Raw genomic sequence first — 25,847 nt, 5'->3', positions numbered from 1 at the left:
GTCAGAGCTGGCCGCCGCCGAGCGCGGCCTTGAGCCTCGTGGCGACCTCGCTGGCCTGGGTGTTCGCCTCGGTGTACGTGATGCCCGAGCTCTTGAGGTTCTCCGCGATCGTGTGCAGCGCGTCGATGACCTTCTTGAACTGCGGGTTCCACTCGTCGAGGACCTGGCGGTAGACGTTCGCGGACTCGCCTTGCCAGGCGGCGCCGAGCGTCGCGGGAATCTGGGTGAGCCTGTTGTGAATCTGCGTGATGTTCTGGTGTGCGATGAGCGCGCGTTCTGCCGCGCTGTGCTGGCTGCCCTCTTGATAACGTGTCGGCTCTGCCACGTGCACCTCTCGGATCTCGTGAACCCGAATTCGACCGGGTTTTCCGTACTGTGGATCAAAGTAAATGGGTCAAAGCGGGCAGGGCTACGATTTCAAGTTTCCTGTAAATGTCGTGGCCCCTCCGGCCCGCCAGCCCCTGCGACGGGCCCTGGGCAGCGTCAACGCCAGGAACACCACCAGCGCGGTGGCCCCCACCGCCCCCGCCGTGATCGCCACCGCGAGGCCGCGCGTACGCGGGTCCGGCACCGGGGCCCTGGCCAGCACGATCGGCGGCGCGGCGGGCGCGCGCTCCTCGGCGTCGGGCTGCACCGAGGTGACCGCGAGCAGCGGGTTGACCAGCCCGGCCCCGGTGCCGGCCGCGCCGCCGCCGTCCGCCGTGCGCTCCAGCCGGCGCTTGACCTGCCAGTGGTCGAGTTCGGGGTGCCGGGCTCTGACCAGGGCGGCGACGCCCGCCACGAAGGGGGCGGCGAAGCTGGTGCCGTCCAGTTCCGTACGGTAGCCGCCGCCGGTCCACGCGCTCGTGATCCCGGCTCCGGGGGCGGTCACCGAGATGCGGGTCACGCTGTTGGAGAACTCCGACTTGCCGCCGTCCGGCGAGGCCGAGCCGACCGCGATCACTCCGGGATACTCGGCCGGGTACGCGGGCGTGACCACGCCGTCGTCCTGCCGCACGTTGCCCGCGGCGGCCACGATCACCGCGTCCTTGGCCTGCGCGTACGCCACCGCGGCCTTCAGCGCGGGATGGTCGTGGGCCTGCACGGACACGTTGATCACGTCCGCGCCCAGCTCCGCGGCCCGCCTGATGCCCTGGGCCAGCCTGGACACGTCGCCCGAGCTCCCCTCGGTCTGCTTGATCGACAGGATCCGGGCGGCCGGCGCGACGCCCATGACGGGCACGCCGCGCGCGGTGAGGTCCCGGCCCGCGATGATCCCGGCCACCGCCGTGCCGTGCCCGACGCAGTCGCGCAGGTCCGTGCCCGTGAGATCGACCTGGGCGGTGACGGCGCCGGCGAGCTGGGGATGCGTGGCGTCCACGCCGCTGTCCACGACGGCGACGGTCACCCCTTCGCCCTTGGTGAAGCGCCACACCCGCTCGAACCTCAGCCTCTCCTGCGGCCACGGCTTCCCGGTGACCTCCGCCACGCCGGGCTGGGGGTCACACGAGACCGTGCGCGTAGGCCCAGACGTCGGCCCGGAAGTCGGCCCGGACGTCGGCGCAGGGGTCGGGGTGAGGGTCAGCACCAGGCCGATGGCCGCGGCGCCGTACCAGGAGAAAGGCACGGTAAGGCAGTCTGCCGACATTTCCGATTTGGGGCTGGTCTCTTAGAAATATCTTGAAATGACGCGCCGCTGGGTGGAGCGCGAGATAGGCAGGTGCCGGTACGTCCTTCGACCGCGGAGAGGAAGCATGTCGACACCTGAGGCCGAGGGAGGCGACGCGCACGGCACCCCCAGGCCGGGCCTCGGCCTGTCGGTATACCAGCGGCCGCAGATCAACCAGACCTACGAAGGCGGTTTCAGCGGCACCGAGTACGACTTCGACCCGGACAACATCGAGGAGTCGTACGCCGACCACATCCACTTCCACCGCAACGGCGACTATCCTCCCGAGGCGCCCCGGACGCCGACGGACGCCGACCGCGAGGCCCTGCTCGCCCGCAACCCGGTCGACCCGGGGACGGCGAAGAAGGAGATGTTCATCAAGGTCGGCGAGTACGAGGACCCGGCCACCGGCAGGCCGCTCCCGTCGTCGCCCGTGGAACAGCTCCGCCAGGACCTCAAGCGCCTGCAGGGCGAGGTGGGCGGCCAGAGCCTCAAGGTCCGGCTCACCCTCGCCGGGCTGTCGGACCGCGACCTCGGCAGCTGGCAGGCCGCCGCCGACATGAAGGCGACCACCGACAAGGCGCAGAGCACGCTGGACGCCGCCATCAACCGGGTCTACTCGGTGTACGCGGCCGTGGTGCAGGCGCTCGACGACACCGTCAAGACCGCCAAGGGCGCCGACCAGTCCATCGCGGGCGGCCTGCGCACGCGTACCTGACGGGGGACGAATGACCGACTACTGGACGGACGCGCTCAAGGACACCCGGGCGCCGCAGATCGACGACATCGCACCGACCGGCAACGGCGACTCCGACAGCAGCGACGGCGTCGCCGCCCTGATCCAGGGCACCAACCCGGTCCGCGTCGCCGACGCGGGCAAGCGGTACAAGGAGATCGCCGAGATGTGCGCCGAGTCCGTGGAGCTCCTGCACAGCCAGGCCGGGCGCATCGCGGAGACGCTGGGCGGCGAGTCCCTGCAGAAGATCTTCGAGACCGTCGGCGAGCTGCAGCGCGACCTCGCGCGCATCAGCATCGCCGCCGATTCGGTCGGCACGCCCCTGGAGTGGTACGGCGCCCAGGTTCTCCCCTGGTTCCACAACAACGTGCCGCGGACGGGCAGCGTCGGCCTCGACGACGACATCGGCGACGCCTTCGGCAGCGACACCAACGGCCACGCGCTCGCCCGCCATCACCTGCGGCAGCTCAACAGGTTCATGGGGGACGTGTACGGGGCCATCGCGGGCTACGTGGAGCAGCGGTCCACGGCCCCGCAGGCGGGGATGACCGACCCGTCCCTCCCGCTCGGTCCCGGGCTGCCGAGTAGCCTGACCGGCGACCCGTACAAGGGCTCCAGCCTGGGCTCCCCGTACGGGACCCCCAGTCTTGGCCTGCCGGGCACCCCGTCCAGCCTCGACACCCCCGGCCTCCAGAACCCGTCACTCCAGGACCCGTCGCTGAAGGATCCGTCCCTCCAGGACCCCTCCCTGAAGGACCCGTCGCTCAAGGACCCGTCACTGCAGGACCCTTCGCTGAAGGACCCCGCTCTCCAGACCCCGCAGACCCCGGACCTGAAGAACCCCGAGCTCAACACCCCCCAACTGCCCCAGACGCCCAGGACGGACCTGGCGAGCCAGCCGCCCCAGACGGCCCTGCCGCAGACGAACCTGCCGCCCGGCGCACCCACCAGCGGCGGCCCCAGCACTTTGCCGGGCAGCGTCCCGGCCACGCAGCTCAGCGGCTCGGGATCGCCCGCGGGCGGCGCGGGCCGGCTGGGCGCCACCGGCATGGGGATGGGCATGATGCCGCCGATGATGGGCGGCGGCCAGAACGGGACCGAGCGGGACCGCGACCGGGCCAGGTTCCCGCTGGTGGAGGACGAGGCGTTCGAGACCGATGACATGGGCGGCCCGTCCGTGATCGCATGACGGTGACGACCGAGCGGGTCCGCGGCTACCGGCTGCTGGAACGGGCCGGCCAGGACGGCCCGTGGACCGCGCACCTCGCGCAATCCGCGACCACGGGGGCGGAGGTGCTGGTCAAGACGCTCGCGTGCCATCGGGCGGACCGGCGGGCGCTGAAGCGGATCGTCCGCGGCTTCGGCTTCCCCGAAGCGCTGGCGGCCCACGAGGGCGTGATCCCGGTGCTGGAGGTGGGGGCCACCGGCGACGGGCGGCCGTACCTCGTGACGCCGCCCCACGGCGGTCTCACGCTCGCCGAGCGGCCGGGACGGAGCCTGCCGATGCCGCTCGACGAGGCGCTGGGGCTGCTGCGGTCGGTGGCGGACGCGCTCGCCGCCACGCACGCGGCCGGAGGCGTGCACGGCCGGGTCACGCCCGAGAACGTGATCGTGGCCGGTCGCGGGGTGGCGCTCACGGGGTTCGGCATGTCCGCGCTGATGTCGATCGTGGAGCTGCCCGACGGCACGCTCCCGTCGGTGCACGCGGCGCCGGAGGAGCTGGAGGGCCATCCGCCCGTGCCCGCCTCCGACGTGTACGCACTCGGGTCGATGGTGTACGGGCTGCTGGCGGGCCGGCCCGCGTTCCAGCTGGACGGGGCGGGGGGCACGGCCAAGTTCGTGCTCGGGGTGCTGACGGAGGCGCCGCCGCCGCTCCCGCCGGGGGTGCCGCCGGACCTGGCCGAGACCCTGCTGAAGGCGATGGCCAAGACCCCGGACGCCCGCCCGGCCGCCACCGACCTGGCCACCGTCGCCTCCCAGCTCCTGGCCACCCACCCGCCCGCCGCGGGCCCGACCCAACCACCGACCACCCGCCTCCGCATCGGAGACCCCGCGCAGCCGCCGACCGCCCGCCTCCCCCTCGGGGACTCGGCCCAGCCGCCGACCGCCCGCCTCCCCCTCGGGGACCCGGGCCAGCCCCCGACGGCGCACCTGCCCCTCGGCGATGCGGGCCAGCCCCTCACCGCGCGTCTCCCCTCCCCCTCGCCATCGCTTGAGGACTCGGGAGCGGCGGCGCGGTCAGCTCCCCGTGAGCTGGTCTGGACGGTGGATCCCGACCGTTCCCAGGTCAGGCCGCCCGCCGGCCCCCAGCCCTTCTCCCAGCCTCCCCCCGAGGTCTCCGCACCCCACGCCCCCGCCGCCGCGCCGGACCGTCGCAGCCGGGTCCCGCTGCTGGTCACCACCGCGTCGGCGCTGGCCGTGCTGGTGGGCGTGGGCAGCGTGGCACTGGCGATGAACGGCCGGCCCGGCGCACCGCAACCCGCCGGCGCGACGGCCGCCGCCCTCGACCCCACGACCCCCGGCACCCCACCCCAGGCCGACCAGCAACCGACGGACCAGCCGACCGGCCGGCGGACGCCACCGAGCGAGCCGCCACCGCAGACGGGCAAGCCGTCCGAGCCACCCGCGCGCCGCCAGACCGTCGATCCCGCCGCGGTGGCCGCGTACCGTCCCAAGAGCCTCAAGATGGTGTCCGACAACGGCGCCACCGTGACGCTCGCCTGGAAGGCGGTACGCAAGAGCGGCTATCCCGTGGTGATCCAGCAGGCCCCCGGCAACCGGCTGGTGCCGGCGGCGAGCGGCAGCAACACCTACACCCTGGGCGGCCTCGACCCGGTCACGGGCTACTGCTTCAAGGTCGGCACCGTGGTCGCCATCGGCCAGCCCTCCTCCGTGGCGTGGTCGTCGGCCCTGTGCATCCGCGGCGCCGCGGAGACGAACCAGGACGACCAGGTCCAGCCCCCGATCGTGCTCCCCCTGGCCACCCCGCCACCCTCCTGAGACCGGCTACCCCGCCAGGGATCGCGGCGACAGGCGGTGCGCGAGCCTGCTCGCGAGGCCGACCTTCCGCCGCACCAGCGCGTCCACGCCGCCGAAGTGGCGCCAGGCGAGGTCGGCGTCCGCCTGGTCCACGGTCTGATCCACGGGCGCTCCCCCGAACGTCGCCAGGTTGGCCAGGTCGGCGAGCGTCGTGAGCGGCTCGCGCGCGGCAGGACCCAGGACGGACTCGGCCAGAGACGCCACCTCGCCGGCCGTCAGCGCGTCCGAGGACGCCGGGATCCCGGCCACGCGCAGCCTGGCCACCGTCTGCCGCCACGCCCCCACCACCCGGGCGGCGGGCGCGGCGGCCCGGCGGCGGCGCATCCGCCTCAGCGGCGGCACGACGAGCACGGCCAGGAGATACGCCAGGAGCGCGGCGGCGGGCACGGCCGCCCAGACGAGCGGGCCCGCGGAGCCGCCGGGACGCGGCGTCGGGGTCGGGGTGGCCCGGTTGGCGGCCGTGGGGGTCGGCTTGGGCTCGGAGGAGTCGCTGTTGATCGCCTGCTCGATCTCCCGCGCCTGCTTCGGCGCGCCCTCGGCCACGTCACCGCCCCCTCCCGAGCGCGTACGCGACGGCGTCGGGTAGAACGGCACCCACCCGATCCCCTCGAACTCGACCTCGGCCCAGGCCAGCACGTCCCCACCCCGCACCTGCCGCACCCCGCCAGAGCCGGAGCCCGGGCGGAAGCCCACGACGATCCGGCTCGGCAGCCCGATCGCGCGGGCCAGCAGCGCGAACGAGGCGGCGAACTGCTCCGTCGTCCCCCTGCGCGACTCCGTCAGGAAGAACTCGATGCTGCGGTAGCCGTGCCCGGGCGGCGCGTTGACGTCGTTCGCCGCGTGCTTGCGCAGGTAGGCCGCCAGCCGGGCGGCCCGCTGCGTCGGGCTCTGCGCCCCGGCCGTGGCGCGGCGGGCGATGGCGAGGAGGCGGGCCCGCTGCGGCGGCGTGCGGCCGTCCGGCCCGTCCGGCAGCCGCAGCGCGGCCGGGTCGGCGGCGGGGACGGCCGCGCGCAGGTCCTCCGCCGTAAAGCGGCGGATCCCCGAGGTCACCTCGTACGTCATGCCCTCGCGCGCCTGCGTGCCGGCCAGCATGCCCGTCGCGGGATCGACCACGATGCCCGCGCCCTTCACCAGCAGCGGCCGGTCGGCGGCGGGCAGCCACGGACCCGGGAGCTTCTGCAGGGTGAACCGCTGCGTGACCGGGTCCCCGCCGCCCTCCTGCCCCGGCACCCGCCCGCCCGTGGGGACGAACCCCGCGCCCGACGTCCACGTGACCCCGTCGAAGGTGTCCAGGACGGCCAGGCGCAGGTTCGCCTCGGAGGCGGTGCCGACCGTGAACAGCTCGCGCTGCGGGTTCTGCAGCCACGCCGACACCTGGTCGAGCGCGCTCACGCCGTTGATCGGCCGCGGCGGGGGCTGCTCGACGAGCCGGCGCACGTCGTACGGGCGCTCGGCCATGGGCAGGGCGGGCGCGGTGACGACGGCGGCCAGGACCAGGCAGGCCAGCAGCGGCACGCCCACCGCGATCGTCCCCGCCGACCTGGCCGCCCTGACCAGGCCGAGCAGCAGGGTGAGCCCGGCGAACACCGCCGCGTACGGCACCACGGACCCGGCACCGGCGACCCCCAGCACGACCGCGACGGCGAGCACCGGGAGCGCGGCCAGGGCGGGCAGCATGACGGACCTGGACCGCAGCGCGATCTCCGCCCCGGCCAGGGCAGCCGCCCAGACCAGGAAACTGACCAGCACGACGGCCGTGCTGTCGGGCGCCGCCGGGAGGATCGTGGTCAGGAGCCGGCCGCCCGCGTCACGCACGCCGAGCAGCGCCGCGCGCACGGCGGCCGGGCCGGGCAGGAACCCGAGCCAGGCCTGCGACCTGAACAGGGTCGCCGACACCGCCACCAGCCAGCCCAGCACGCTGACCGGGACCGTTCCCCAGAGCGGCAACCGGCCGTACAGCGCCACCGACAGCACGCACGGCACCCCGGCCGCCAGGCCGACCACGGGAAGCAGGGCGGCGAACGGGAACACCCCGTCGAACGCGAGCCCGGCGGTCGCGGCCAGCAACGCCACGACCCCCACGGACACCAGCCCCCGCACCGGCCCCGGTCCCGGCGCCCCCACCGGCTCGCCACCCGCCGACCCGCCACCCGAAGCGGGCCCGCCACTCGACGCCGATCCGACGCCCGACGCTGGTCCGACACCCGCAGCGCCTGCCGATGCCGGGGCGGGGTCCGGTGGGGTCGCGGTGCGCCCCTGCGGCACCGCGACGTCGTGGGGCGGCGGACCGGCTAGCGGGGCCATGCCGCCGCCAGTTCCGCCAGGTCGCTGACCTCGATGACCGTCACCCCGGCCGCCGCGGGCCGCCCGCCCTCCACCGGCTCGCCCACCCGCACGAACAGCACCTCGTCGAAGCGCCGCCGCACGGCCGCCGCGTCCGCGAGACCGTCGAACGACCCGCTGACCAGCACCAGCGCCCCGCCCGAGCCGGCCCGCCGCAGAGCGTGGAGCGGCGCGTCCGCCTGCTCGGAGCGCTCCACCACGGCGAGCCGGTCCAGGACCTCCTCGGTCTCGCCCGGCCCGCCCTTGGAGTGCAGCAGCTCCCCCGCCCCCGTGAGCAGCCGCACCGGGAAGCGGTCGCGCGCCACCGCGCAGGCCACCGACGCCGCCACGTCCACGGCCAGCTCGAACTCGTCGTCCCCTTCGTACGACGAGTGCCGCGTGTCCAGGACCGTGACGGTGCTCGGCAGGTTGACGTCGGTCAGCTCCTTGACCATGAGGACGCCGGTGCGGGCCGTGGAGCGCCAGTGGACGTGTCGCAGGTCATCCCCGATCACGTAGTCGCGCAGCCCGTTGAAGCTGATCGCCCCGTTCGGCGCGGAGCGCGAGTCGAGCCCGTCGAGTTGCCGCCGGCGGCCGGCGTGCGGGGGCGCGAGCGGCACCGTACGCGGCCGGACCAGGAGCAGGTCGGTGCGCCCGTACGCGATCGAGCGCCGCGCCAGCCCGAACGGGTCGGTGCGGTCGAGCAGCAGCGGCCCGACGGGCGTCTCCCCGCGCCGCCGGGTGGGCAGCCGGTACGACACCGTCCGCGCGGTGTCGCGCGCCAGCGCCGGCACCTCGACCGTGACGGACGCGCCCCGGCAGGTGTCGCGGGCCACCAGCCCGGCGTGGCGCCGGCGGCCGGTGTTGCGCACGTGCAGGAGGGCCACCGCGGGGTCGCCCCTGGCCACCTTCACCGGCGTCAGCTCCCGGCGCACGTCCAGCCCGGCACCGCGCAGCGTCCACAGCGCGCCCGCGCCCACGGCGGCCAGCCCCGCCACCGCGAGGACCGCCGCCTGGGCGTACCCGAACGGCGCCCCCACGGCGTAGACCAGCACCGAGGCCGCCGCCAGGCCCCATCCCGCCCTGGTGATCATTCGCACTCCCAGAGCGGGGCCGCGGGGAAGCCCCCCTTCGGGGTGTCCATCAGCACGTCGTTGAGCCACCCGTTGCCGCGGCCGGACTCCACCTTGTTCCAGACGTCGCTGCTCATGCCCGTGTCCGTGTCGGTGAAGGCGGCGCCCTTCTGCTGGCAGAGCACGGTCATCGTGATGTACTCGCCCTTGGGGATGCGCCCCGCCTCGGCGCCGGCGCTGGGCCCGGAGCGGATCAGGGTGTCCCTGTTGTTGTTGTTGGCGTTCCTGAACTGGGCGGACGGCGGGCGCAGGTCGGCCGTGGCCTCCGCGCGCTCCTCGCTCTCGCCCGCCGCGTTCTTGGCCCGCAGCGTCCAGGTGTAGGACTGGCCGTTCTTGAGCCCGGTGACCTCCGCACCGGTGCCGTCGGGCGATCCCGGGTGGTTGCCGGGCCCGTCCAGCGTGTACGTGACGCCGCCGTCCCGCGCGTTCTCCGGGGCGGACCAGGTCAGGTCGGCGCCGTGGTTCTTGCCCTTGGCGGCGAAGCCGGACGGCCGGCCCGGCGCGACGCACGGGCGCACGGGCACGGACGGCTGGGACTCCACCTCGCCGCCGGACCATTCGGCGACCACCCGGAACGTGTACTCCTGGTCGCACCGGCCGCCGTTCACCCGGAACTGGTACGGCCCGTCGGGCTGCACGCGGGACGGCGTGACGTCGGACGCGCCCTTGAGCGTGTACGCCTTGACCGTGCCCTGGCGGGACGGCGTGAAGGTGACCTCCATCCAGCCGGGCCCGGACTTGGCCGTCACGGATCCCGGCGGATCGGGGGTCTGGGTCGGCGTCGGAGTGGGAGTCGGGGTCGGAGTCGGAGTCGGCGTGTCCGTAGGAGTGGGGGTCGGGGTGGGGGTCTTCGTCACGGTCACGGTCGGCGCGGCCGTCTTCGTCTTCGTCGGCACGGACGTCGGCTTCCCGGTGGGCTGTCTGGTCGAGCGGGTGGGCACCTCGGTCGGCTGCACCACCGTGGGGGTGAAGGTCGGGATCGGCAACGGGGTCGGCGTGTCCTTCTGGCCGAGCGCCTCGTCGTACTTGCCGACCCGGTGTCCCCTGCCGTCCTGCTCGATGACCAGCGCGGTCTCGCTGAACTGGTCGTTCACCCAGAGCAGCCCGTCCTTGACGAACACCTCCAGCGGTCCCGCCTTGCCCGTGACGACCTTCTCGGGCTCGAACGCCTTGGCCACCGTGTCGTACACGATGAGCCGGCCCTTGCTCTCGTCGGCGATGTAGACGCGCCGCCCGAGCGCCTGCGGCGCCCCCAGCTTGCCGCCCTTCACCGAGACCGTGGTCAGCCCGCCGCCTGCGGTGTCGACCAGGACGAGCGCGCCCTTCCTGGGCTCCAGGATCGGCACGATCTGGCTCTCGGCCACCGCCGGGACCAGCAGCCCGCCACCGCCCGCGCCCGTCACCGTGCTGGGCAGGGACACCTGGAGCCGGGTGCCCGCCGGGCCGATCAGCATGGCGGAGGCGGCGGCGGAGTTCGTGACCAGCGGGGCGCCGTTCGCGAGCGTCAGGGTGAGCGGGTCGCCGGGCTCGCCGACCGTCACGGCCTTGACCTGCCGGCCGTCCTTCACCTGGACCAGCGTGCCCTCCTCGGGCACCGGCACCCACAGCGTGCCGTCCTTGCCGAGGCCGGCCTGGCCGAGCGGCGCCTTGAGGGTGAGCGGGGAGCCGATCGTGCTCACCGTCAGCGGGTCGAGCTGCTGCACGGTGCCGGCCCGCGGGTCGACCCCGTACGCCTTCCCGCCGCCCATCACGATCTGCATGCCGCCCGCGCCGAGCGTGTTGGTCTGGGCGACCTCGAGCTGGGTGGGGTCGATGCGGCCGACCTTGCCCGTGGAGTCCATGACGAGCACGTTGTTGCCGTCCTGCACCACCTTGAGCGGCTCACCCTCGGCGGAGGCCAGGTCCACGCGGCCGTCCAGCTGCCCGGACAGGCCGTTGGCGTGCACCACCTCACCGTTGAGCGCACTGCCGAGCCACGCCCCGACGTCGGAGAGCTTGGGGCGGGCGCTGGAGACGCCCTGGCCCAGGAACAGGCCGACGCCGACCAGCACGGCGACGAGGGCGCCCGCGACGATTCCCGCCGCCCGCCGTCCCGCCGCATTCCGCCACCGAATGGCCACCGACTCACATCCCGTACGTGTACGTGCCCGCGGACACCCTAGGGGGGCGTCCGCGGATCGCGAGGTTCCTTCAAATAACCTGAAAGTGTCCGATCACCGGCTGTCACGCGTCCGATCGTCGATGGCCCGCAACTGCTCGTCCATGGACGACTCGAACGACTCCAGCACGCTGCCGAACTGCTCGTCGAGCAGCTCCCTGCCGGGCAGCGCGCCGCCCAGCGTCTCCGCCATGACGGCGTCGACCTTGGCGGCGACGTCGTCCTGGGCCGCCTGCGCGGCCCGCAGCACGGCCTCGGCCAGCTTCTGGCTGTCCAGCCGCATGGCCCTGGGCGCGAGGACGACGTCCATGAGCCGGCCCGAGGCGCCGGCGGTCACGCGTACCTGACCGTCCGCCGCCTCGCCGTGGCCGACGACCACGTCGATCTCGCTCCTGAGCTCCTCGACGCGGGCCAGCATGTCCTCCGCCCGCGCGGTGATCCGTTCCAGCTCTTCGGGGTCGAAGTCGTTCACCGTACCTCCCGGGTCTCTGCGACGGGAGAGTACGGGGGAGGCCCGCCATTTCGGAAAAAGTTGAAGCATGCGAAGTTTCATTGCTCTGACCAATGGATTAATGGCAGATTTCTCAGCGGCTAATCCGTGGGAAAGGTGCCATTTCATGAGCGGTGGAATCCGGATCGATCCCGGCGCGCTCCTGGCCGCGGGAAAGCGGTGCGAGGACGCGCGGGACGCGCTGAAGCCGTTGCTGCCCGACTTCGAGCGGAATGCCGCGCCGGCCGACGGCTGCTTCGGCCTTCTGGAGCGCGGCGGCAAGGAGCTGGAGGAGACGTACCAGGAGTTCCACCAGGAGCTGCTCGGCTTCGCCAAGGACCTGGTGGCCAAGCTCGACGACACCGCCACCGGGCTGCGGGAGAGCGCGGAGCGGCTGGGGGGCGGCTGATGTCCGGCCCCTTCGCCCCCGTCGTCGACCTCGTCAACACGCTGAAGAACGCCGTCGCCTCGATCGGTGACGACGAGCAGGAGCAGCGCCTGCTGGCCATGGCCGCGGCCTGCCGCCGGCTCAAGAACGGCATCGAGGGCCTGGAGCCGGCGCTCTCCCCCATCCCCGGCTCGCTCCAGGGGTGGATCGGCGGCGACGCGGACGTGTTCCGGCAGAAGTGGCGCGGCTACCTGGCCCCCGAGTTCCGGACCACGGCGGCCGAGGGGCTCGGCAACGCCGCCGACGTGCTCGACCAGGCCGTGGAGGCGTCCAGGAAGACCAGGGAGGCGCTCAACCAGCTGATCACCTCGCTGATCGCGTCGGTGTCCGCGGGTGTCGTCGCGTCGCTGGCGGCGGCGGGCCTGAGCACGTTCGCGGTGTGGGCGTCCAGCGCCGCGACCGCCGCCCGCGGGGCGGCGACGGCCACCGGCATCCTGAGCCGCTTCGCCGCGGTGCGCGCCGCCGCGGCGGCGGCCGTGCGCGGCTTCTCGACGATGATGGGCAGGTCGGGCCTGGTGCGCGGCCTCAGCATGTACGCCGGCGGCGGCTTCCGCCAGACGGCCCTGGCCGCCCTGGGGAAGTACGGCCAGATCCACGGCTGGTCGTTCGGCGGCAACCTGCTGGCGGGCGGCGTGGCCAGGGGTGTCTTCGGCCAGAACCCCCTCGACATCTCCATCCTCTCCCTCGCCCAGACCGCCAACGCCTCCACCGTCGCCGGCTTCACCGGACCCCTCGGCCAGACGAAGTACTTCACCGGGCTCGCCGCCAGCCGCCCGCTCGTGAACAACGTGGCCATGGGCGCCCTCGCGGGCGGCGTGCCGGCCTTCTGGAACGCCAGGGTGGAGGGCAAGTCGTGGAGTGCCACGCTCGGGGACGTGGCGCTGTTCAGCGGCATCGCGGGCGGGTTCAACGGTGCGGTCGGGCGGCTGTTCAACCCGGCGCGGGGCCAGTGGGGCGTGCCGTCGCCCGCCTGGTTCAAGAAGCTGCCGCCGATGGCGCAGAGCTCGCTGCTGGGCTTCGCGCCCAGCGTGGGGCTCCGGCTCGCGGTGCCCTTCGCCCCCTCGTCGCCGCCGCCCCAGCTTGACCGTTAACGGTGCCGGGCCGTCAGGGCGAAACGGCGGGCGGTCGCTTGGAGCGGCATGTCATCGTGCAGGGCACGGAGGCGGTCCTCGTACGCGCCGGCGTCGAAGCCCGGGACCTGCCAGGAGACGACCCGCAGGAACAGCACGAGCGCTCCGACGTCGTGGAACGCGACGGGCTGGCTGGCTTCCGCGCTCCAGGTGACCTCGAGTCCGGCGGCGTCGAGCGCGGCGGCCGCGCCGGCGAGGTCCCAGGCGTGGTCCTCGTGCGGCGGGCCGCCCAGCGCCGCGTTGAGCTCTTCCAGGTCGCGCCCTGCCACCTGCTGGGTGACGAACGTGCCGCCCTCTGCCAGGAGGCGGCGGATCTCGTGCGGGTCGTACGACTCGTGCCGGTCGACGATCAGCTCGAACGAGCCGTCGGGGAAGTGCCCAGTCGACTCGGCCACCTCGACGCCCAGCGGCTCCAGGCGGTCGCGGGCGATCGGGAGGTTCGGCGGGTAGCCCTCGGTGGCGGCGGTGCGCGGCGGGAGCGGCGTCAGGGACGCCAGCAGCTCGCCCCCTCCGGTCCCGAGGTCGAGCAGGGACGGCGTGCGCGGGAGGCAGTCGCGCACCAGCCGCTCGTAGTCCCAGGGCAGGTCGCCGGCCGTGGTCATCCGGCCGCGGAACACCGCCCAGTCCCACCCCTCGAACGGCGTGCCCAGCGCGTCGCGGATCAGCTCCTCATATTCCATGGGCATGATCGTGCCCCGGGGACCGGCCGTTCCGCACGTCCTTTTCGCCCGGTCACTCGGGCGGGGGCGGCCCGTCCGGCGCGGGCATCCGGGAGAGCGCGACGATCCGCTCCAGCGCCGCCGCGTGCCGCTGGAACGCCAGCCGCCCCGCGGGGGTCAGCCGCACGTACGTGCGCCGCGCCCGCTTGTCCTGCCCCTTGTGCACCTCCACGTACCCGGCGCCGGCCAGTGCGGAGACCTGCTTGGACAGCGCCGAGTCGCTGGTGCCGATCGCGTCCCTCACGAACCCGAAGTCGACCCAGTCGGCCGGCGCCAGCACCGCGACCACCGACAACCGCGCGGGCACGTGCAGGAACTCATCGAACTGTGGGTCCATTGGCCTGCAGCGCAATCCATGTGATGATCCTGCGGGCCACGGGCATGATCGCGATGTACACGACGGCCGCCAGAGCGCCGCCGACCATGGCCTGCGACAGGAACCCGTGCGCCGGCAGACCGAACAAGGCGAAGCCGACGATCCGGCCGATGATGAAGAACACGAAGAGAAAGGGCGTCACGCCGATCATGACCCCGATCATCGGGAGCGTGGGCTTCGGCTGGACGGAGACCCCGAGCGAGTACAGGAGTCCCACGCCGATGAACACGGCGAGCCCGAGCCCGTTAGCGATGGATTTCCAAGGCTGATCGAGATCGATCGACGTGAACATGGCGAAGAGCGCGAGCGCCGAGATGATCACGAAAGACCAGGGGAAGATCTTGCGGATCATCTCCTTGCGGGTCTTGTCCTGGAAGGCGCGGATCTGGTTGAGCGAAGCCTGGGCATCCTGCGGATTCATGTGCAACCCCCGTGGTCGACTACTTTCCCGAGAGGAAAGTAGCATCTACTTTCCTCTCAGGAAAGTCGTGGAGCTCCAGGTGTGCTCTCGCGCAGGACGACCCGGGCCGGGAGCCGCACGTCGTCCGCGCTCTCCTCGTCCGACAGCGCGAGCCGCATCGCGCTCAGGCCCGCCTCCCGCAGCGGCACCGCCACGGAGGTGAGGGCGGGCACCACGTCCAGCGCCGAGGCGAGGTCGTCGAAGCCCGCCACCCCGATGTCCGCGCCCGGGACCACCCCGGCGTCGCGGAAGGCCGTCATGGCGCCGATCGCCATCACGTCGTTGACCGCGAACACCACCTCCACGTCCGCCAGCCCCCGCTCCACCAGCCGGCGCGCCGCGTCGTAGCCGCCCGTGTGGGTGAAGGCCGTCTCGATCGCCAGCGGCTCGGGCACGCCGGGGCCCAGCCCCGCGCGGAAGCCCTCGTGCCGGTCGCGGGACGTGCGCAGCTCGCCGGCGGCGTGGAAGACGGCGAAGCGCCGGTATCCCGCCTCCACCAGCGCCCGCGCGAGGTCGCGGGCGCCGCCGTGGTTGTCGATCGTGACGGTGCCGAACGGCAGGTCCCGCTGGCTGATCATGACGACCCGCCCGCCCGCCGTCCGGTACTCCTCCAGCTCCTCGATGAGCGAGTCCCGGGTCGCCGAGCCCGCGACCCGGCTGCCCGCGACGATGATCACGCGCGGCCGCTGGCCCCGCAGCGTCCTGACGATCTCCAGCTCGCGCTCGGGCGACCCGTCGGCCACCGCCATGGTGACGATGAGCTGCGCGGCCTCGGCCGCCTGGGTGACCCCGGCGGCGATGGAGGAGAAGTAGGGGTCGGCCACGTCGCGCACCACCAGCGCGACGGTCCTGGTCGAACCCTTCGCGATGGCCTGCGCCGACAGATGCGGCTCGTAGTTGAGCTTGGCCGCCGCCGCGCGCACCCTGGAGACGTTCTCGGACCTGACGTTGCGCGTGCTGCCGTTGAGCGCGCGCGACGCCGTCGCGATGGACACGCCCGCCTCGCGGGCGACGTCGTGCAGGGTGGGCGGGGCCGTGGACCCCTCTTCCATACCGGTCATTCTGTCACCAGAGTCAGCGGGTCGCTCCTGGTCACACCCGCCGCGTTCGCCAGCTCGGCCACGTACGTGCGCGTCCCCGCCGGCCGTCCGGACAGGACGGTGGCGGCGCTCTGCGCGGCCGGGGTGGCGGCGTCGAGCTGCCGGCTGTCGATGAGGACCCCGTCCTCGTAGAGGCGGTAGGAGGTGGCGTTGGTGCCCCACCACATGTTCATGCGGATGGTGTAGTCGCCGTCGCCGTCCCAGTTGTCCGAGCCGATCACGGGTTTGCCGGGGTTCGCGTCGGTCACGACGACCCGCACGGACGTGGTGGCGGTCCGGCCCGCCTGGTTGAGCAGCTCGCCGGTGTAGACGTAGGCGCCGTTGGGGCGGCCGGTGACGGGGACGGTGGCCTTCTGGGCCGACGGCGTCCTCGGGGTGAGGTCGCGCCTGGCGATCTCCTTGCCGTTCTCGTACAGGACGAACACGCTGGCGTTGACGCCGTGCCAGAGGTTCATGGTCACGTCGTAGGTGCCGTCGTGGAGGCCGTGCCGCCACCCGCTCGTGGTCGAGAGCTCCGCCCGCGCGGGCGGCGCGGTGGCGCCGTCCTGCGGCAGCTGGGGCTCGGGGCGGGTGACCTTGATCCGGTACGTGGCGTCGGCCGTGCCGTCCTCGGCGACCACCTTGACCGCGACCTCGGTGTCCCCGACCGGGAGCGGTACGGGCGGGGCGGCGGCGCCGCTCGCGACCGGCTGTCCCTGGACCGTGATGGCGGACTTCGGGTTGAGCGCGGTCGGCGTGAACCCGACCCGGTCCCCGGGGACGGTCAGGGCGTATGCGAGGACGTCGGGGTCGAAGGCCGGCTCCAGCGTGCCCGCGTCCGGGACGAGGCCGGACAGGGTGGTGTCCTGGGCGAGCGGGCGGCGCCTGATCTGGAGGGTGTGGGTGGCCTCGGTGCCGTCCTCGGCGGTGACCACGACGGGCACCTCGGCCCCGGTCGCGCCCAGCGTGACCTTCCGCGTCGCCTGCGCGCCGGCGGTGCGCTCGCCGGAGATGCTCACCGACCTGGCGAACGGGCTGCGGGCCACGGCGGTCACCTCCACCTCGGTGACCCGGGCGGGCACGTCCAGCACGTCGCCGTCGGGCGGGCCCTGGCTGGTGCCGACGCTGAGCAGACCCGCGTCGTCGCGGGCGAGGCCGACCCCCTGGGCGACCCGGAGGTCGTCGAGGTGGATGCCGCCGTAGTTGGTGCTGTTGGCGTAGTAGTCGATCTGCGCCACGGTGTCCATCGCGGTCCTGAACGCGGCGCCTTCGAGCGCCTTCCGGCCGTCGATCAGCAGGTCGAAGCGCTGGTTGACGGTGTCGATCACGGCCTTGACGTGGTACCAGCGGCCCGGCTCGTACGCCCCCACCGTGCGCGTGGTCGTGCCCGCGTAGGCGACGATCGTGTTCTTGGTGAAGGCGAGGCTGACGGCGTTCTGCCCGCTCGCGTTCCTGACATAGGGGACGGACCACCAGTGGTTGCCCGAGGTGTAGGGCTGCTCGCTCATGACGCGGGCCTCGACGGTCACGACGCCCTTGAGCGCGAACGTCCGGGAGACGCCGGTGCTGCCGCTGTTCGCGGTGCGGGTGAGCTTCAGGCTCTTGCCGCCCGGCGTCTCGACGACCTCGACGCCCCCGCCGGAGCCGCTCACGGTGAGGCCGTCACCGCTGGTCAGCGGCCCGGTCGGCAGGTCGTCGAAGTCGTGCACGGCCACGTAGTCCGGGATCGGGCGGACCAGGAGCAGCGCGCCCGCGTCGGTCGCGGTGGCCGCCTCCACGGTCAACCCTGATCGGCCGGCCGTCACGTATCCGCCGGACGCGGCCTGGACCAGATATCCCTCCCCCACCGGGACGTTCACCACGGTGAAGGCGCCGTCGGGGCCGCTGGTCGCGGTGGCGAGCGCCTGGTCGCCGTCCTTGACGGTGACCGTGGCGCCGGGCAGCGGGCGGGCGGCCTGGTCGAGCACGCGTCCGGTGACCGAGCCGACCGTACTGGCCGAGGCCATGGTCAGGCGGACGGTGACGGTGTTGCCGGGGCGCACGTTCACGGTCCCGGTGGCGCTCGCGTAGCCGTTCCTGGCGGCGGTCACCTCGACGCCGTCGGCGAAGGGGAGGTCCCTGATCGCGAAGCGGCCGTCGGCGCCGGTGGTCGCCGTCCTGCCCGCCGCCGTCACGGTCGCGCCCGCGACGGGGACGCCCGAGGGGGTGCGGGCGGTGCCGGTGACGGACTCGGTGGTGGCGTCCTGGGCGGTGGTGTACTCGAAGGCGCCGATGTCCGCGCCGCCGTTGTAGAGCGGGGTCCCGGCGTAGTCGCGACCGCCGTTCCCGGCGATCTCGACGCCCGCGTCGATCGCGTACGAGCCGGAGGAGACGCGCAGGCCGTACGCGGTGTCGAGCCGGGGGCCCGACTCCGGCGTGCCGTACGGGCCGGTCGGCGGCGCCTTCGCGAACAGCGGGTCGGCCACCACGGCGCCGGTGTCGCCGTCCGGGACCGCGAGGTCGGCGCCGCCGTACAGGTTGTGGCTGTAGGCGATGGTCGGGCTGGTCGTCAGCGTCGCCGGGCGCGTGGAGTACAGGAGGTTGTCGGAGATGTCGTAGCGGGCCTCGATGTAGGAGCCGTACCCGTAGATGAGGTAGTCGCTCCTGTCGTTGTAGATCGTGTTGTTGTAGACCTTGGCGGTCGCGGCCCGGTCGGAGTGCAGGTAGATCTGGTAGCGGGTGTTGCTCGCGATCACGTTGTTCCTGACCACGGCGTCACCGAACGCGAACTGGCACAGCAGCACGCCGTCGCCGTTGCCGTGCAGGTAGTTGTACTGCACGACCTGCCGGGTGGTGCCCTTGTCCGGGTCGATCCCGTTGGAGTCGGCGCCGCCGGCCTTCTGCTGCGTCTCGTACACCTCGTTGAACTGGAACGTCACGTCGTCGGCGTAGTACGACTCGATGCCCGAGGTGCCCGCCCGGTAGACGACGTTGTGCTCGACCAGCGCGCCCCGGACGTTCGTGAGGTACATGCCGTTGCAGCCGTAGGCCGTGTCGGCCTGGGTGACGTGGTTGTTCCTGATGACGATGTTCGTGTGCGGGGTGAACTTGGGGTCGTCGGCGTTCTGCCGCGTGCCCCAGCCGGTGGCCGTGGCGATCGTCTCGCCCGCGTCGTTCTTGCCGTCCCCGGTGTACTGCTTGAACACGATCCCGGCGAACGAGGTGTTGGCGACCGTGGAGTTCTGGATGACCACGTCGTTCAGGACGGTCGCCTTGTCCGGCGGCGTGTGGATGTCCGGCACCGTCGTGTCGAACACGATGCCGCCCGTCTTCTTCGAGCCGTCCCACCCGGTCTTGAAGCGCACGCCGGGCGCGTTGTTGTCGGTGCTGCCGCTGATCCAGTTGACCTGGCCGGTGACGTCGTGCACGGCCACCCCGTCGATGACGAAGCCGTCGAGGGTCTGGCTGTTGTCGCCGGAGACGTGGATGCCGCGCAGGTCGCGCAGGTTCTCGCCGGGGGTGCCCGTCGGCGGGACCTCGTTCGTGACCTCCAGGTTGCGGATGGTCCAGAACTCCTGGTTGAACAGCCGGACGGCGTCGCCGACCTGCCCCGCGCCGTCGATGCGGGGCTTGCCGCCCTCGCCGTACCTGTCGACGGTGATCGGCGCGCCGCTCTCGCCCGAGCCCTTGGGCCAGAGCTGGCCGGTCCACCGCTGTCCGGCGCGCAGCAGGATGCGGTCGCCCGGGCGGAACGTGGTGTCGTTCACCTTGCCCAGGCTCTTCCAGGGGTGTGCCTGGTCGAGGCCCGAGGCCGCGTCGTCGCCCGTCGCGGCGTCGACGTAGTACGTGGTGCCCGCCGTGACGGTGGCTGTGACTGTGGCTGTGGTGGGCGGGGTGGATATCAGGATCATGGCAGCGGTCAGCAGTTGGGGGAACATCGCCGGGCTCCTGGGGGGTGAATTCGGCGCGCCCCTCGCAGGGCGCGCCGGTGGGCGATCAGCTCGGTTCTGGGGTGTGGACGATCGGGTGGGCCACGTCGTGCGCGCGGAGGTTGCCGCACATGCCCCACCGGTCGTGCGGCGGGCTCTCCATCAGGGCGGAGCGCCGCAGGTGCGCGCCGTCGCCGCGCTCCAGTGCGTCGAGGATCCCGGCGGTGCGGCGGGTCTCCTCGGCGACCGTGTCCTCCCAGATCGTGCGCCAGGCCGCGGCCTTGGGGCGCACGAGCGCGATGGCGTGGTCGTAGAAGCGGTGCAGCGGGGCCAGGTCGCCGTCGGCGGCGGCGTCGGCCAGGCGCAGGAAACCCTCGACGGCCAGCTCGCGCCGGCGCCGTACGGCCTCCTCGATGTCACGGAGCGCGCCCGCCGCGCCGGGCGCGAGTCCTTCGGGGGGAGTGGAGGACGCGGGTGGCCCGCCGGTCGGGGGCGGGCCGCCGGACGGGGGCGACGGGGGCAGGGTCGCGGCCTGGCGGTAGCGCTCGGGGTCGGCCACGATCTCCGGGGGGAACGTCATGACCGCGTCCCCGGCCTCGGGCAGGCCCGCGTTCGACATCACGACCACCACCTCCAGGCCCCTGCGGTTGACCGCGCGGTGGATGGTGCCGGGCGTGAACCACACGGTCGTCCCGGCGCTCAGCGCGGTCTCGCGCAGCCCGTTCACGTCGAGCGTCTGCAGCGTGCCGTGCCCGCCGATGACCACGTACGCCTCCGTCGAGGCCGTGTGCAGGTGCGGCGTGCCGCCCTCCAGGCCGTCGGCGCACGGGCTGCCCGAGTAGACCGCCAGTCGGCTGACGGACGTGCCTCCGGGGAACGTCATGCCAGCGCCGCCCTCCCCTGCTTGGCCAGCAGCTCCGTGCCCTCCTCGCCCCGGTCGCCGTCGGCGATCACGACCGCGTACCGGAACCGCAGCGACTGCCCGTCCGGCAGCTCGACCTCCTCGCTGAAGAACGGCGCCGGGCACAGGCAGGCGAAGTCCTCGCTGCGCGCGAACCACTGCGGCGGGTGCTGCGGGTTGTCGGCGGCGTCCACCATGACGACCGTCGAGTGGTCGCCGCTCTCGTCGTGCCGGCCGCGGAAGCCGAACCACTCGGCGCGCGTGCCGCGCAGCTCGTCGCCGCCCGCGCCGGCGGGCGACTGGATGATCCCGCCGGTGAACGACCGGGGCCCGCGCCAGAAGAGCCCGCCGTACCCGGCGTTCTCGCGGCCCTTCGTGGTCGGGGAGCCGAACGCGAGCGTGCCGCCCGACACGTTCGTCATCTCCGTGTCGAACACCAGCGCCCACGTGGCCTCGTCCACGACGTGCGCGGCCAGCGAGCGCCGCTCCTCGATGACCGGGTCGCCGGCCTGCGCGGCCCAGTCGAGCGTGTGCCCGAGCTCGACCCGCTCGCCGGTGGCCGCCAGGGTGGTCATCTCGCGGTGCGTGGCGCTGCCGTTGTTCTCGAGCTGCACGTAGAACCGGCCGTGCACGTACGTCGGCCCGCCCCAGAAGTTGTGCTCCCCGACATGCGGCAGCGACCAGGCGATGCCCTTGTGCCAGACGTGGTCGTGCGGCCGGAACAGCGACACCAGCCGGCCGCCGAGGGTGCGGATCGGGTGCAGGTACGGCTTGGGCGACTCCAGCACCGGCGTGTCGGGGCTGTAGACGTACGTGAACAGCTCGACGTCGCCGGCCGCGACGGTCACCGACCGGCCGAGTGCGTGCGTGGCCTGCAGGGTCACGGGTTCCTCACCTTTTCCCAGGGGGCGCCCGTGCCGTCCATGCGCCGGGCGAACGGGCTGTCAGCAGTGATCTGTCCGGCCTGTACGCGTTCGCCGGTGAAGGCGGAGGTGTACAGCGCGGCGATGAACTCCATCGTCCGGCGGGTGTCCTCGGCGGTGACCGGAGGCGCCTCGCCCCGGTCGAGCGCGTCGAAGACGGCGGCGAGCCAGCCGTCGTGGCCGCTCGAGGTGGTCGTGCGCCCCTGCGCCCACAGCTCCGACACACTCTCCTGGCCCGGCGCCGGGGTCACGGTCCAGTCGTCGTCGGTGTAGCCGTACAGGTGCTCCACCTCGACGGTGGCGCGCTCGTAGTCGAAACGGAGCTGGGAGGTCTGCCTCGGGGACACGACGGAGTTGACGATCGTGGCCACGGCGCCGTTCTCGAACGTCACCAGCGCCAGCGACACGTCCTCGGTGTCCACCGGGCGCGCCTGGCGGGCGGCCACGGCCGTGACCTCGCGCCACGGGCCCAGCACGGAGAACAGCAGGTCGAACTGGTGGATGCCGTGCCCCATCGTCGGGCCGCCGCCCTCCGACTCCCACGTGCCGCGCCACGGCACCGCGTAGTACGCCTCGTCGCGGTACCACTGGGTGTTGCAGGTGGCCAGCAGCGGGCGGCCCAGCTCGCCGGCCTCCTGGAGGCGGCGCAGCCGGAGCGCGCCCGCCCCGAAGCGGTGCTGCAGGACGGTCGCGACGTGCGCCGTCGAGCGGCGCTCCGCCTCGATCACCGCGTCGAACTCCGCGAGCGAGAGCGTCGGCGGCTTCTCCACCAGCGCCGTGACCCCGGCCTCCAGGCACGCGATGGCCAGCGGGGCGTGCAGCTGGGGCGGCGTGCACAGGTGGACGAGGTCCACCCGCTCCTCCCGCAGCAGGTCGTCCAGGCTCGCGTGGGTGCTCGGCCCGCCGTACTTCCCGGCGAACTCGCCCGCCCGCCCGGCGTCCACGTCCGCCACCGCCACGAGCTCGGCCCGCCCCGACCCGAGCAGGGCCTGCGCGTGCGCGTGGGCGATCGCGCCGGTCCCGACGATCGCGGCCCGGTAGTTCCGTTGACTCAAGATGTTGCTCCTATGTGGGGGTCTGTCAGGCGCCGTCGATCTCGGCCTGCAGTTCCGTGATGAACGACTTGGCCGCCTGCTCCGGCGTCTCCCGGTCGAACAGCACCTCTTCCGTGTGCCGTTTGATGATGGCTTCGAGATCGCTGGCGCCGTTCGGGGTCACTCTAGGGGCTTGCCCGACTTTGGCGGTGTCCAGGTACTCAGCAGCGGCTTTGTCCGTTTCGGTGAGCTTCGGGGTGATGGCCGCGCGGATCTTCTTGTTCGCGGGGACGCCGCGGTCGGTCAGCAGGATGTCGGCCGCCTCCTGGCTGTTGGCCAGGAAGTCCACGAACAGCGCGGCCTCGGCCGGGTGCTTGCTGCGCGACGAGATCGACCAGTACATCGAGGACTTAAAGTACGCGCCGGGCGACTTGGCCTGCGTCTCGCCGGGGAGCCTGAGCAGCTTCAGCTTGGCGCCGCTCGCCGTGGTCAGGGAGCTGAGCTGGGTGTTCCACCAGGTGGCGAAGACCGAGGCGTTCGTGGCCGTGCCCGACTGGTCGAGCGAGCCGCCGGCCCGCTCGATGGTGACCGACGGCGACGGCGTGACGCCCTGCTTGGCCAGGTCCCTGATGTAGGTCCAGTACGAGGCCAGCACCTCCGGCGGGACGGCGACCTTGCCGTTCGCGTCGAACAGGGCCGCGCCCGCCTGCCTGGCCCAGATGTTGACCCCGCCCGCCTCGAAGCCCAGTGACTGCAGGCCGGTGACCTTGCCGCCGCCCGCTTTCGACACCTCGTCGCCGACCTTCTTCAGGTCCTCCCACGACCAGGTGTTGTCGTCCGGCAGCTTGATCTTGAGCTGGTCGAGGAGGTCGGTGTTGGCGACGATCGCGTACGTGGACAGACCGACGGGGAGCGCGTACTGCTTGCCCTTGACCACACCCGTGTCCAGGGCGGACTTGTCGAAGTCGGCGGTCTTGAGGTGTTTGCCGACGGTGCCGAGGTCGAGCAGGGCGCCGCGCTCGGCGTACGAGGAGAGGTAGAGCTCGTCCATCTGGATGACGTCCGGCGCGTCGTTGGCCGCCACCGTGGTCGCGAGGCTCTCCCAGTAGCCGTTCCAGTCCTTGAACTCGCCCTTGACCGTGATGTTCGGGTACTTCTTCTGGAAGAGGTCGATGACCTGCTGGGTGCGCTTGTGCCGTTCGTCCGCGCCCCACCAGGTGAAGCGGAGGGTGACCGGGTCCTTCGACAGCTCCTGACCGGCGCTGCCGCCACTGCCGCACGCGCTGAGCATGAGCACCGACGCCATGGCGAGGGCTATTCGTCGCATGATGATTCCTCTTCGCGGGGGATTACTTGCCGCCGGTCGTGGCGATGCCTCGGATGAGGTAGCGCTGGCCGACGAGGAAGGCGATGAAGACCGGGGCCAGGGACACCACGCTCATGGCGAACATGGATCCCCATGAGGTCGAGACCGTGGCGTCCACGAACGAGCGCAGCGCCACCGGCACCGTGTACATCTCCGGGTCCGTCAGGTAGATGAGCTGGCTGAAGAAGTCGTTCCAGGTCCAGATGAACGTGAAGATCACCGTGGTGGCGAGCGCCGGGAGCATCAGCGGCAGGATGATCCGCAGGAAGATCCTCGGGTGGCCGCAGCCGTCGATCCTGGCCGCCTCGTCCAGCTCGCGCGGCAGGCCGCGGATGAACTGCACCATGAGGAAGACGAAGAACGCGTCCGTGGCCAGGAACTTCGGCACCACCAGCGGCAGGAACGTGTTCACCCAGTCGAGCTGGGAGAACAGGATGTACTGCGGCACGATGATCACGTGGATCGGCAGCATGATGGTGCCGAGCATGATCGCGAACCACAGGCGCTTGCCGGTGAACTCCAGCCTGGCGAACGCGTACGCGGCCATCGAGCAGGACACCAGGTTCCCGACGATGCAGGCCAGCACGAGGATGGCCGAGTTGGCCAGGTAGTGGCCGAACGGGGAGGCCAGCGCGGTCCAGCCGGCGCCGTAGTTCTGGGTCTGGAGGCCGTCGAGGATCAGGCCGGGGCGGCGGAAGATCTCGTTGTCGGGCCTCAGCGAGCTGACCACCATCCACAGCACCGGGTACAGCATGACCAGGGCGAGGAGGATGAGGGCGGCGTGCTTGATCAGCTTTCGGAGTTCAGTCATCGTAAACGACCCAGAATTTGGCGGCCCAGAAGTTGACGGCGGTGAAGCCGGCGATGATCACCAGGAGCAGCCAGGCGAGCGCCGAGGCGTACCCCATGTCGAAGTTGTGGAACCCGCGTTGATACAGGTAGAGCGTGTAGAACAGGGTCGAGTCGGACGGCCCGCCGGTGCCGCCCGAGACCACGAACGCCTGCGTGAACGACTGGAACGCGTGGATGATCTGCAGGACCAGGTTGAAGAAGACGATCGGTGACAGGAGCGGGATCGTGATGCTCCTGAACTGCGTCCACTTCCCCGCCCCGTCCGTGGCCGCCGCCTCGTAGTACATCCTCGGGATCTGGCGCAGCCCGGCCAGGAAGATCACCATCGGGGCGCCGAACGTCCAGACGTTCAGGATGATCAGCGTCGACAGCGCGGTGTCCGGGTCGGAGATCCAGCCGCGGCCCTCGATGCCGAACAGCTGGTTGATCAGGCCGTCGGCGCCGAAGATCTGCCGCCACAGCACCGCGATGGCCACGCTGGAGCCGAGCAGCGACGGCAGGTAGAACGCCGAGCGGTAGAACGCCAGCCCGCGCAGCCCCTTGTCGAGCAGCAGCGCCAGCCCCAGGGCGGCGGCCAGCTGCAGCGGGACGGAGACGACGACGTAGATCAGCGTGACGCCGAGCGCCCGGTGGAGGCGGACGTCGGTGAGCATGCGGGCGAAGTTGTCCAGGCCGTTGAAGGTCGGAGGCTGGATGAGGTTGTAGTCGGTGAAGCCCAGCACGAAGGAGGCCACGATCGGGCCGGCCGTGATGAGCAGCAGGCCGACGAACCAGGGGGCGAGGAACGCGAAGGCGGCCTTGTTGTCCCGATTGCCGCCGCCGAGGGGTCCGCGGCTGCCCTTGCGCATGCGCTGGAGCTCGCCGAGAGCACTCACACGTGACCTCCTGGGGTTGCTGGAAAACGTATTCCGTTGGAAAACGTATTCCGCAGTTTGCACGCGCGTTACCTACGCGTCAAGGGTGTTACCGACCGACTACAGCGCCCGAGACCGCCCGGTGCGGCGACCCGTTCGCCACCGCCATAGGCAGCACCACGGCCCCAGCACCACCGCCATCGAGCCCACCCGCGAGTCCGCCGGCGGGACGCAACTCGGCGGGCCCGGTGCCGCCACCGCCGCCCTCCCC

At 72.4% G+C, this 25,847-nt stretch carries 22 protein-coding genes; 5 read left to right on the top strand and 17 right to left on the bottom strand.

What is annotated here, in order from left to right; translation table 11 throughout:
- Nucleotide 1: 1 nt before the first annotated feature.
- Both AB0L65_RS36295 and mycP read right to left on the bottom strand, forming a co-directional pair.
- The gene (locus tag AB0L65_RS36295; RefSeq protein WP_192791395.1) at nt 2–325 is read right to left on the bottom strand and encodes a WXG100 family type VII secretion target; all 324 of its coding nucleotides are present in this window, start codon (nt 323–325) and stop codon (nt 2–4) included.
- An 84-nt stretch (nt 326–409) separates the two neighbouring features.
- Complete coding sequence (gene mycP, locus AB0L65_RS36290) at nt 410–1,606, bottom strand: type VII secretion-associated serine protease mycosin (protein ID WP_364254882.1); 1,197 nt, start codon at nt 1,604–1,606, stop codon at nt 410–412.
- A 127-nt stretch (nt 1,607–1,733) separates the two neighbouring features.
- Here mycP and AB0L65_RS36285 point away from each other — a divergent pair, with 127 nt between their 5' ends.
- From AB0L65_RS36285 to AB0L65_RS36275, 3 genes are read left to right on the top strand one after another with little or no spacing between them, the layout of a single operon-like run.
- Complete coding sequence (locus AB0L65_RS36285) at nt 1,734–2,366, top strand: hypothetical protein (RefSeq protein ID WP_363966874.1); 633 nt, start codon at nt 1,734–1,736, stop codon at nt 2,364–2,366.
- Nucleotides 2,367–2,376: 10 nt separating this feature from the next.
- On the top strand, nt 2,377–3,573 hold the full coding sequence (locus AB0L65_RS36280; protein WP_364254879.1) for a hypothetical protein: 1,197 nt from the start codon (nt 2,377–2,379) through the stop codon (nt 3,571–3,573).
- Nucleotides 3,570–5,384, top strand: a complete 1,815-nt coding sequence (locus AB0L65_RS36275; RefSeq protein WP_364254876.1) for a protein kinase — start codon at nt 3,570–3,572, stop codon at nt 5,382–5,384. The genes AB0L65_RS36280 and AB0L65_RS36275 overlap by 4 nt, the downstream gene beginning before the upstream one ends.
- A gap of 6 nt (nt 5,385–5,390) precedes the next feature.
- Here AB0L65_RS36275 and AB0L65_RS36270 read toward each other — a convergent pair whose 3' ends face one another.
- From AB0L65_RS36270 to AB0L65_RS36255, 4 genes are all read right to left on the bottom strand, one after another.
- A complete protein-coding gene (locus AB0L65_RS36270; RefSeq protein WP_364254873.1) occupies nt 5,391–7,547 on the bottom strand; it encodes a transglutaminaseTgpA domain-containing protein in 2,157 nt (718 codons plus the stop codon).
- 167 nt (nt 7,548–7,714) lie between these two features.
- Nucleotides 7,715–8,839 carry a DUF58 domain-containing protein gene (locus tag AB0L65_RS36265; RefSeq protein ID WP_364254870.1) on the bottom strand — a complete coding sequence of 375 codons (1,125 nt, stop codon included), beginning with the start codon at nt 8,837–8,839 and terminating at the stop codon, nt 7,715–7,717.
- Nucleotides 8,836–10,998 carry a hypothetical protein gene (locus tag AB0L65_RS36260; protein WP_364254867.1) on the bottom strand — a complete coding sequence of 721 codons (2,163 nt, stop codon included), beginning with the start codon at nt 10,996–10,998 and terminating at the stop codon, nt 8,836–8,838. The genes AB0L65_RS36265 and AB0L65_RS36260 overlap by 4 nt, the downstream gene beginning before the upstream one ends.
- 93 nt (nt 10,999–11,091) lie before the next feature.
- Nucleotides 11,092–11,508, bottom strand: coding sequence for a YbaB/EbfC family nucleoid-associated protein (locus AB0L65_RS36255; RefSeq protein ID WP_364254864.1), 417 nt, complete (start codon nt 11,506–11,508; stop codon nt 11,092–11,094).
- 145 nt (nt 11,509–11,653) lie between these two features.
- Between AB0L65_RS36255 and AB0L65_RS36250 the strand changes: the two genes are divergently transcribed.
- Entirely contained in the window at nt 11,654–11,935 is a 282-nt protein-coding gene (locus AB0L65_RS36250) for a hypothetical protein (RefSeq protein ID WP_364254861.1), read from the top strand.
- Nucleotides 11,935–13,065 (top strand): hypothetical protein, encoded by a 1,131-nt coding sequence (locus AB0L65_RS36245; protein WP_364254858.1) that lies wholly within the window; start codon nt 11,935–11,937, stop codon nt 13,063–13,065. The genes AB0L65_RS36250 and AB0L65_RS36245 overlap by 1 nt, the downstream gene beginning before the upstream one ends.
- On the opposite strand, the gene AB0L65_RS36240 is transcribed toward AB0L65_RS36245, so the two are convergent.
- From AB0L65_RS36240 to AB0L65_RS36190, 11 genes are read right to left on the bottom strand one after another with little or no spacing between them, the layout of a single operon-like run.
- Complete coding sequence (locus tag AB0L65_RS36240; protein ID WP_364254855.1) at nt 13,062–13,784, bottom strand: class I SAM-dependent methyltransferase; 723 nt, start codon at nt 13,782–13,784, stop codon at nt 13,062–13,064. The genes AB0L65_RS36245 and AB0L65_RS36240 overlap by 4 nt on opposite strands.
- A 52-nt stretch (nt 13,785–13,836) precedes the next feature.
- Complete coding sequence (locus tag AB0L65_RS36235) at nt 13,837–14,160, bottom strand: transcriptional regulator (RefSeq protein ID WP_364254852.1); 324 nt, start codon at nt 14,158–14,160, stop codon at nt 13,837–13,839.
- Nucleotides 14,141–14,620 carry a hypothetical protein gene (locus AB0L65_RS36230; protein WP_364254849.1) on the bottom strand — a complete coding sequence of 160 codons (480 nt, stop codon included), beginning with the start codon at nt 14,618–14,620 and terminating at the stop codon, nt 14,141–14,143. The genes AB0L65_RS36235 and AB0L65_RS36230 overlap by 20 nt, the downstream gene beginning before the upstream one ends.
- A 56-nt stretch (nt 14,621–14,676) precedes the next feature.
- Nucleotides 14,677–15,711, bottom strand: a complete 1,035-nt coding sequence (locus AB0L65_RS36225; RefSeq protein ID WP_364254847.1) for a LacI family DNA-binding transcriptional regulator — start codon at nt 15,709–15,711, stop codon at nt 14,677–14,679.
- 5 nt (nt 15,712–15,716) lie between these two features.
- Complete coding sequence (locus tag AB0L65_RS36220; RefSeq protein ID WP_364254844.1) at nt 15,717–19,655, bottom strand: carboxypeptidase regulatory-like domain-containing protein; 3,939 nt, start codon at nt 19,653–19,655, stop codon at nt 15,717–15,719.
- Nucleotides 19,656–19,713: 58 nt separating this feature from the next.
- Entirely contained in the window at nt 19,714–20,529 is an 816-nt protein-coding gene (locus AB0L65_RS36215) for a cupin domain-containing protein (RefSeq protein ID WP_364254841.1), read from the bottom strand.
- Nucleotides 20,526–21,431 (bottom strand): PmoA family protein, encoded by a 906-nt coding sequence (locus AB0L65_RS36210; protein ID WP_350733993.1) that lies wholly within the window; start codon nt 21,429–21,431, stop codon nt 20,526–20,528. Before AB0L65_RS36210 ends, AB0L65_RS36215 begins: the two co-directional genes overlap by 4 nt.
- A complete protein-coding gene (locus tag AB0L65_RS36205) occupies nt 21,428–22,525 on the bottom strand; it encodes a Gfo/Idh/MocA family oxidoreductase (protein WP_364254838.1) in 1,098 nt (365 codons plus the stop codon). Before AB0L65_RS36205 ends, AB0L65_RS36210 begins: the two co-directional genes overlap by 4 nt.
- Before the next feature lie 25 nt (nt 22,526–22,550).
- On the bottom strand, nt 22,551–23,831 hold the full coding sequence (locus tag AB0L65_RS36200) for an ABC transporter substrate-binding protein (protein WP_364254835.1): 1,281 nt from the start codon (nt 23,829–23,831) through the stop codon (nt 22,551–22,553).
- Between the two features lie 22 nt (nt 23,832–23,853).
- Complete coding sequence (locus AB0L65_RS36195) at nt 23,854–24,681, bottom strand: carbohydrate ABC transporter permease (protein WP_364254832.1); 828 nt, start codon at nt 24,679–24,681, stop codon at nt 23,854–23,856.
- Nucleotides 24,674–25,570, bottom strand: a complete 897-nt coding sequence (locus AB0L65_RS36190; RefSeq protein WP_364255273.1) for a sugar ABC transporter permease — start codon at nt 25,568–25,570, stop codon at nt 24,674–24,676. Before AB0L65_RS36190 ends, AB0L65_RS36195 begins: the two co-directional genes overlap by 8 nt.
- Nucleotides 25,571–25,847: the final 277 nt, after the last annotated feature.

Source organism: Nonomuraea sp. NPDC052116, assembly GCF_040680035.1.
Taxonomy (GTDB): Bacteria; Actinomycetota; Actinomycetes; order Streptosporangiales; family Streptosporangiaceae; genus Nonomuraea; species Nonomuraea angiospora_A.
Note: the sequence above shows the minus strand (reverse complement) of the source record. Positions and strands in the feature narration are given on the sequence as shown.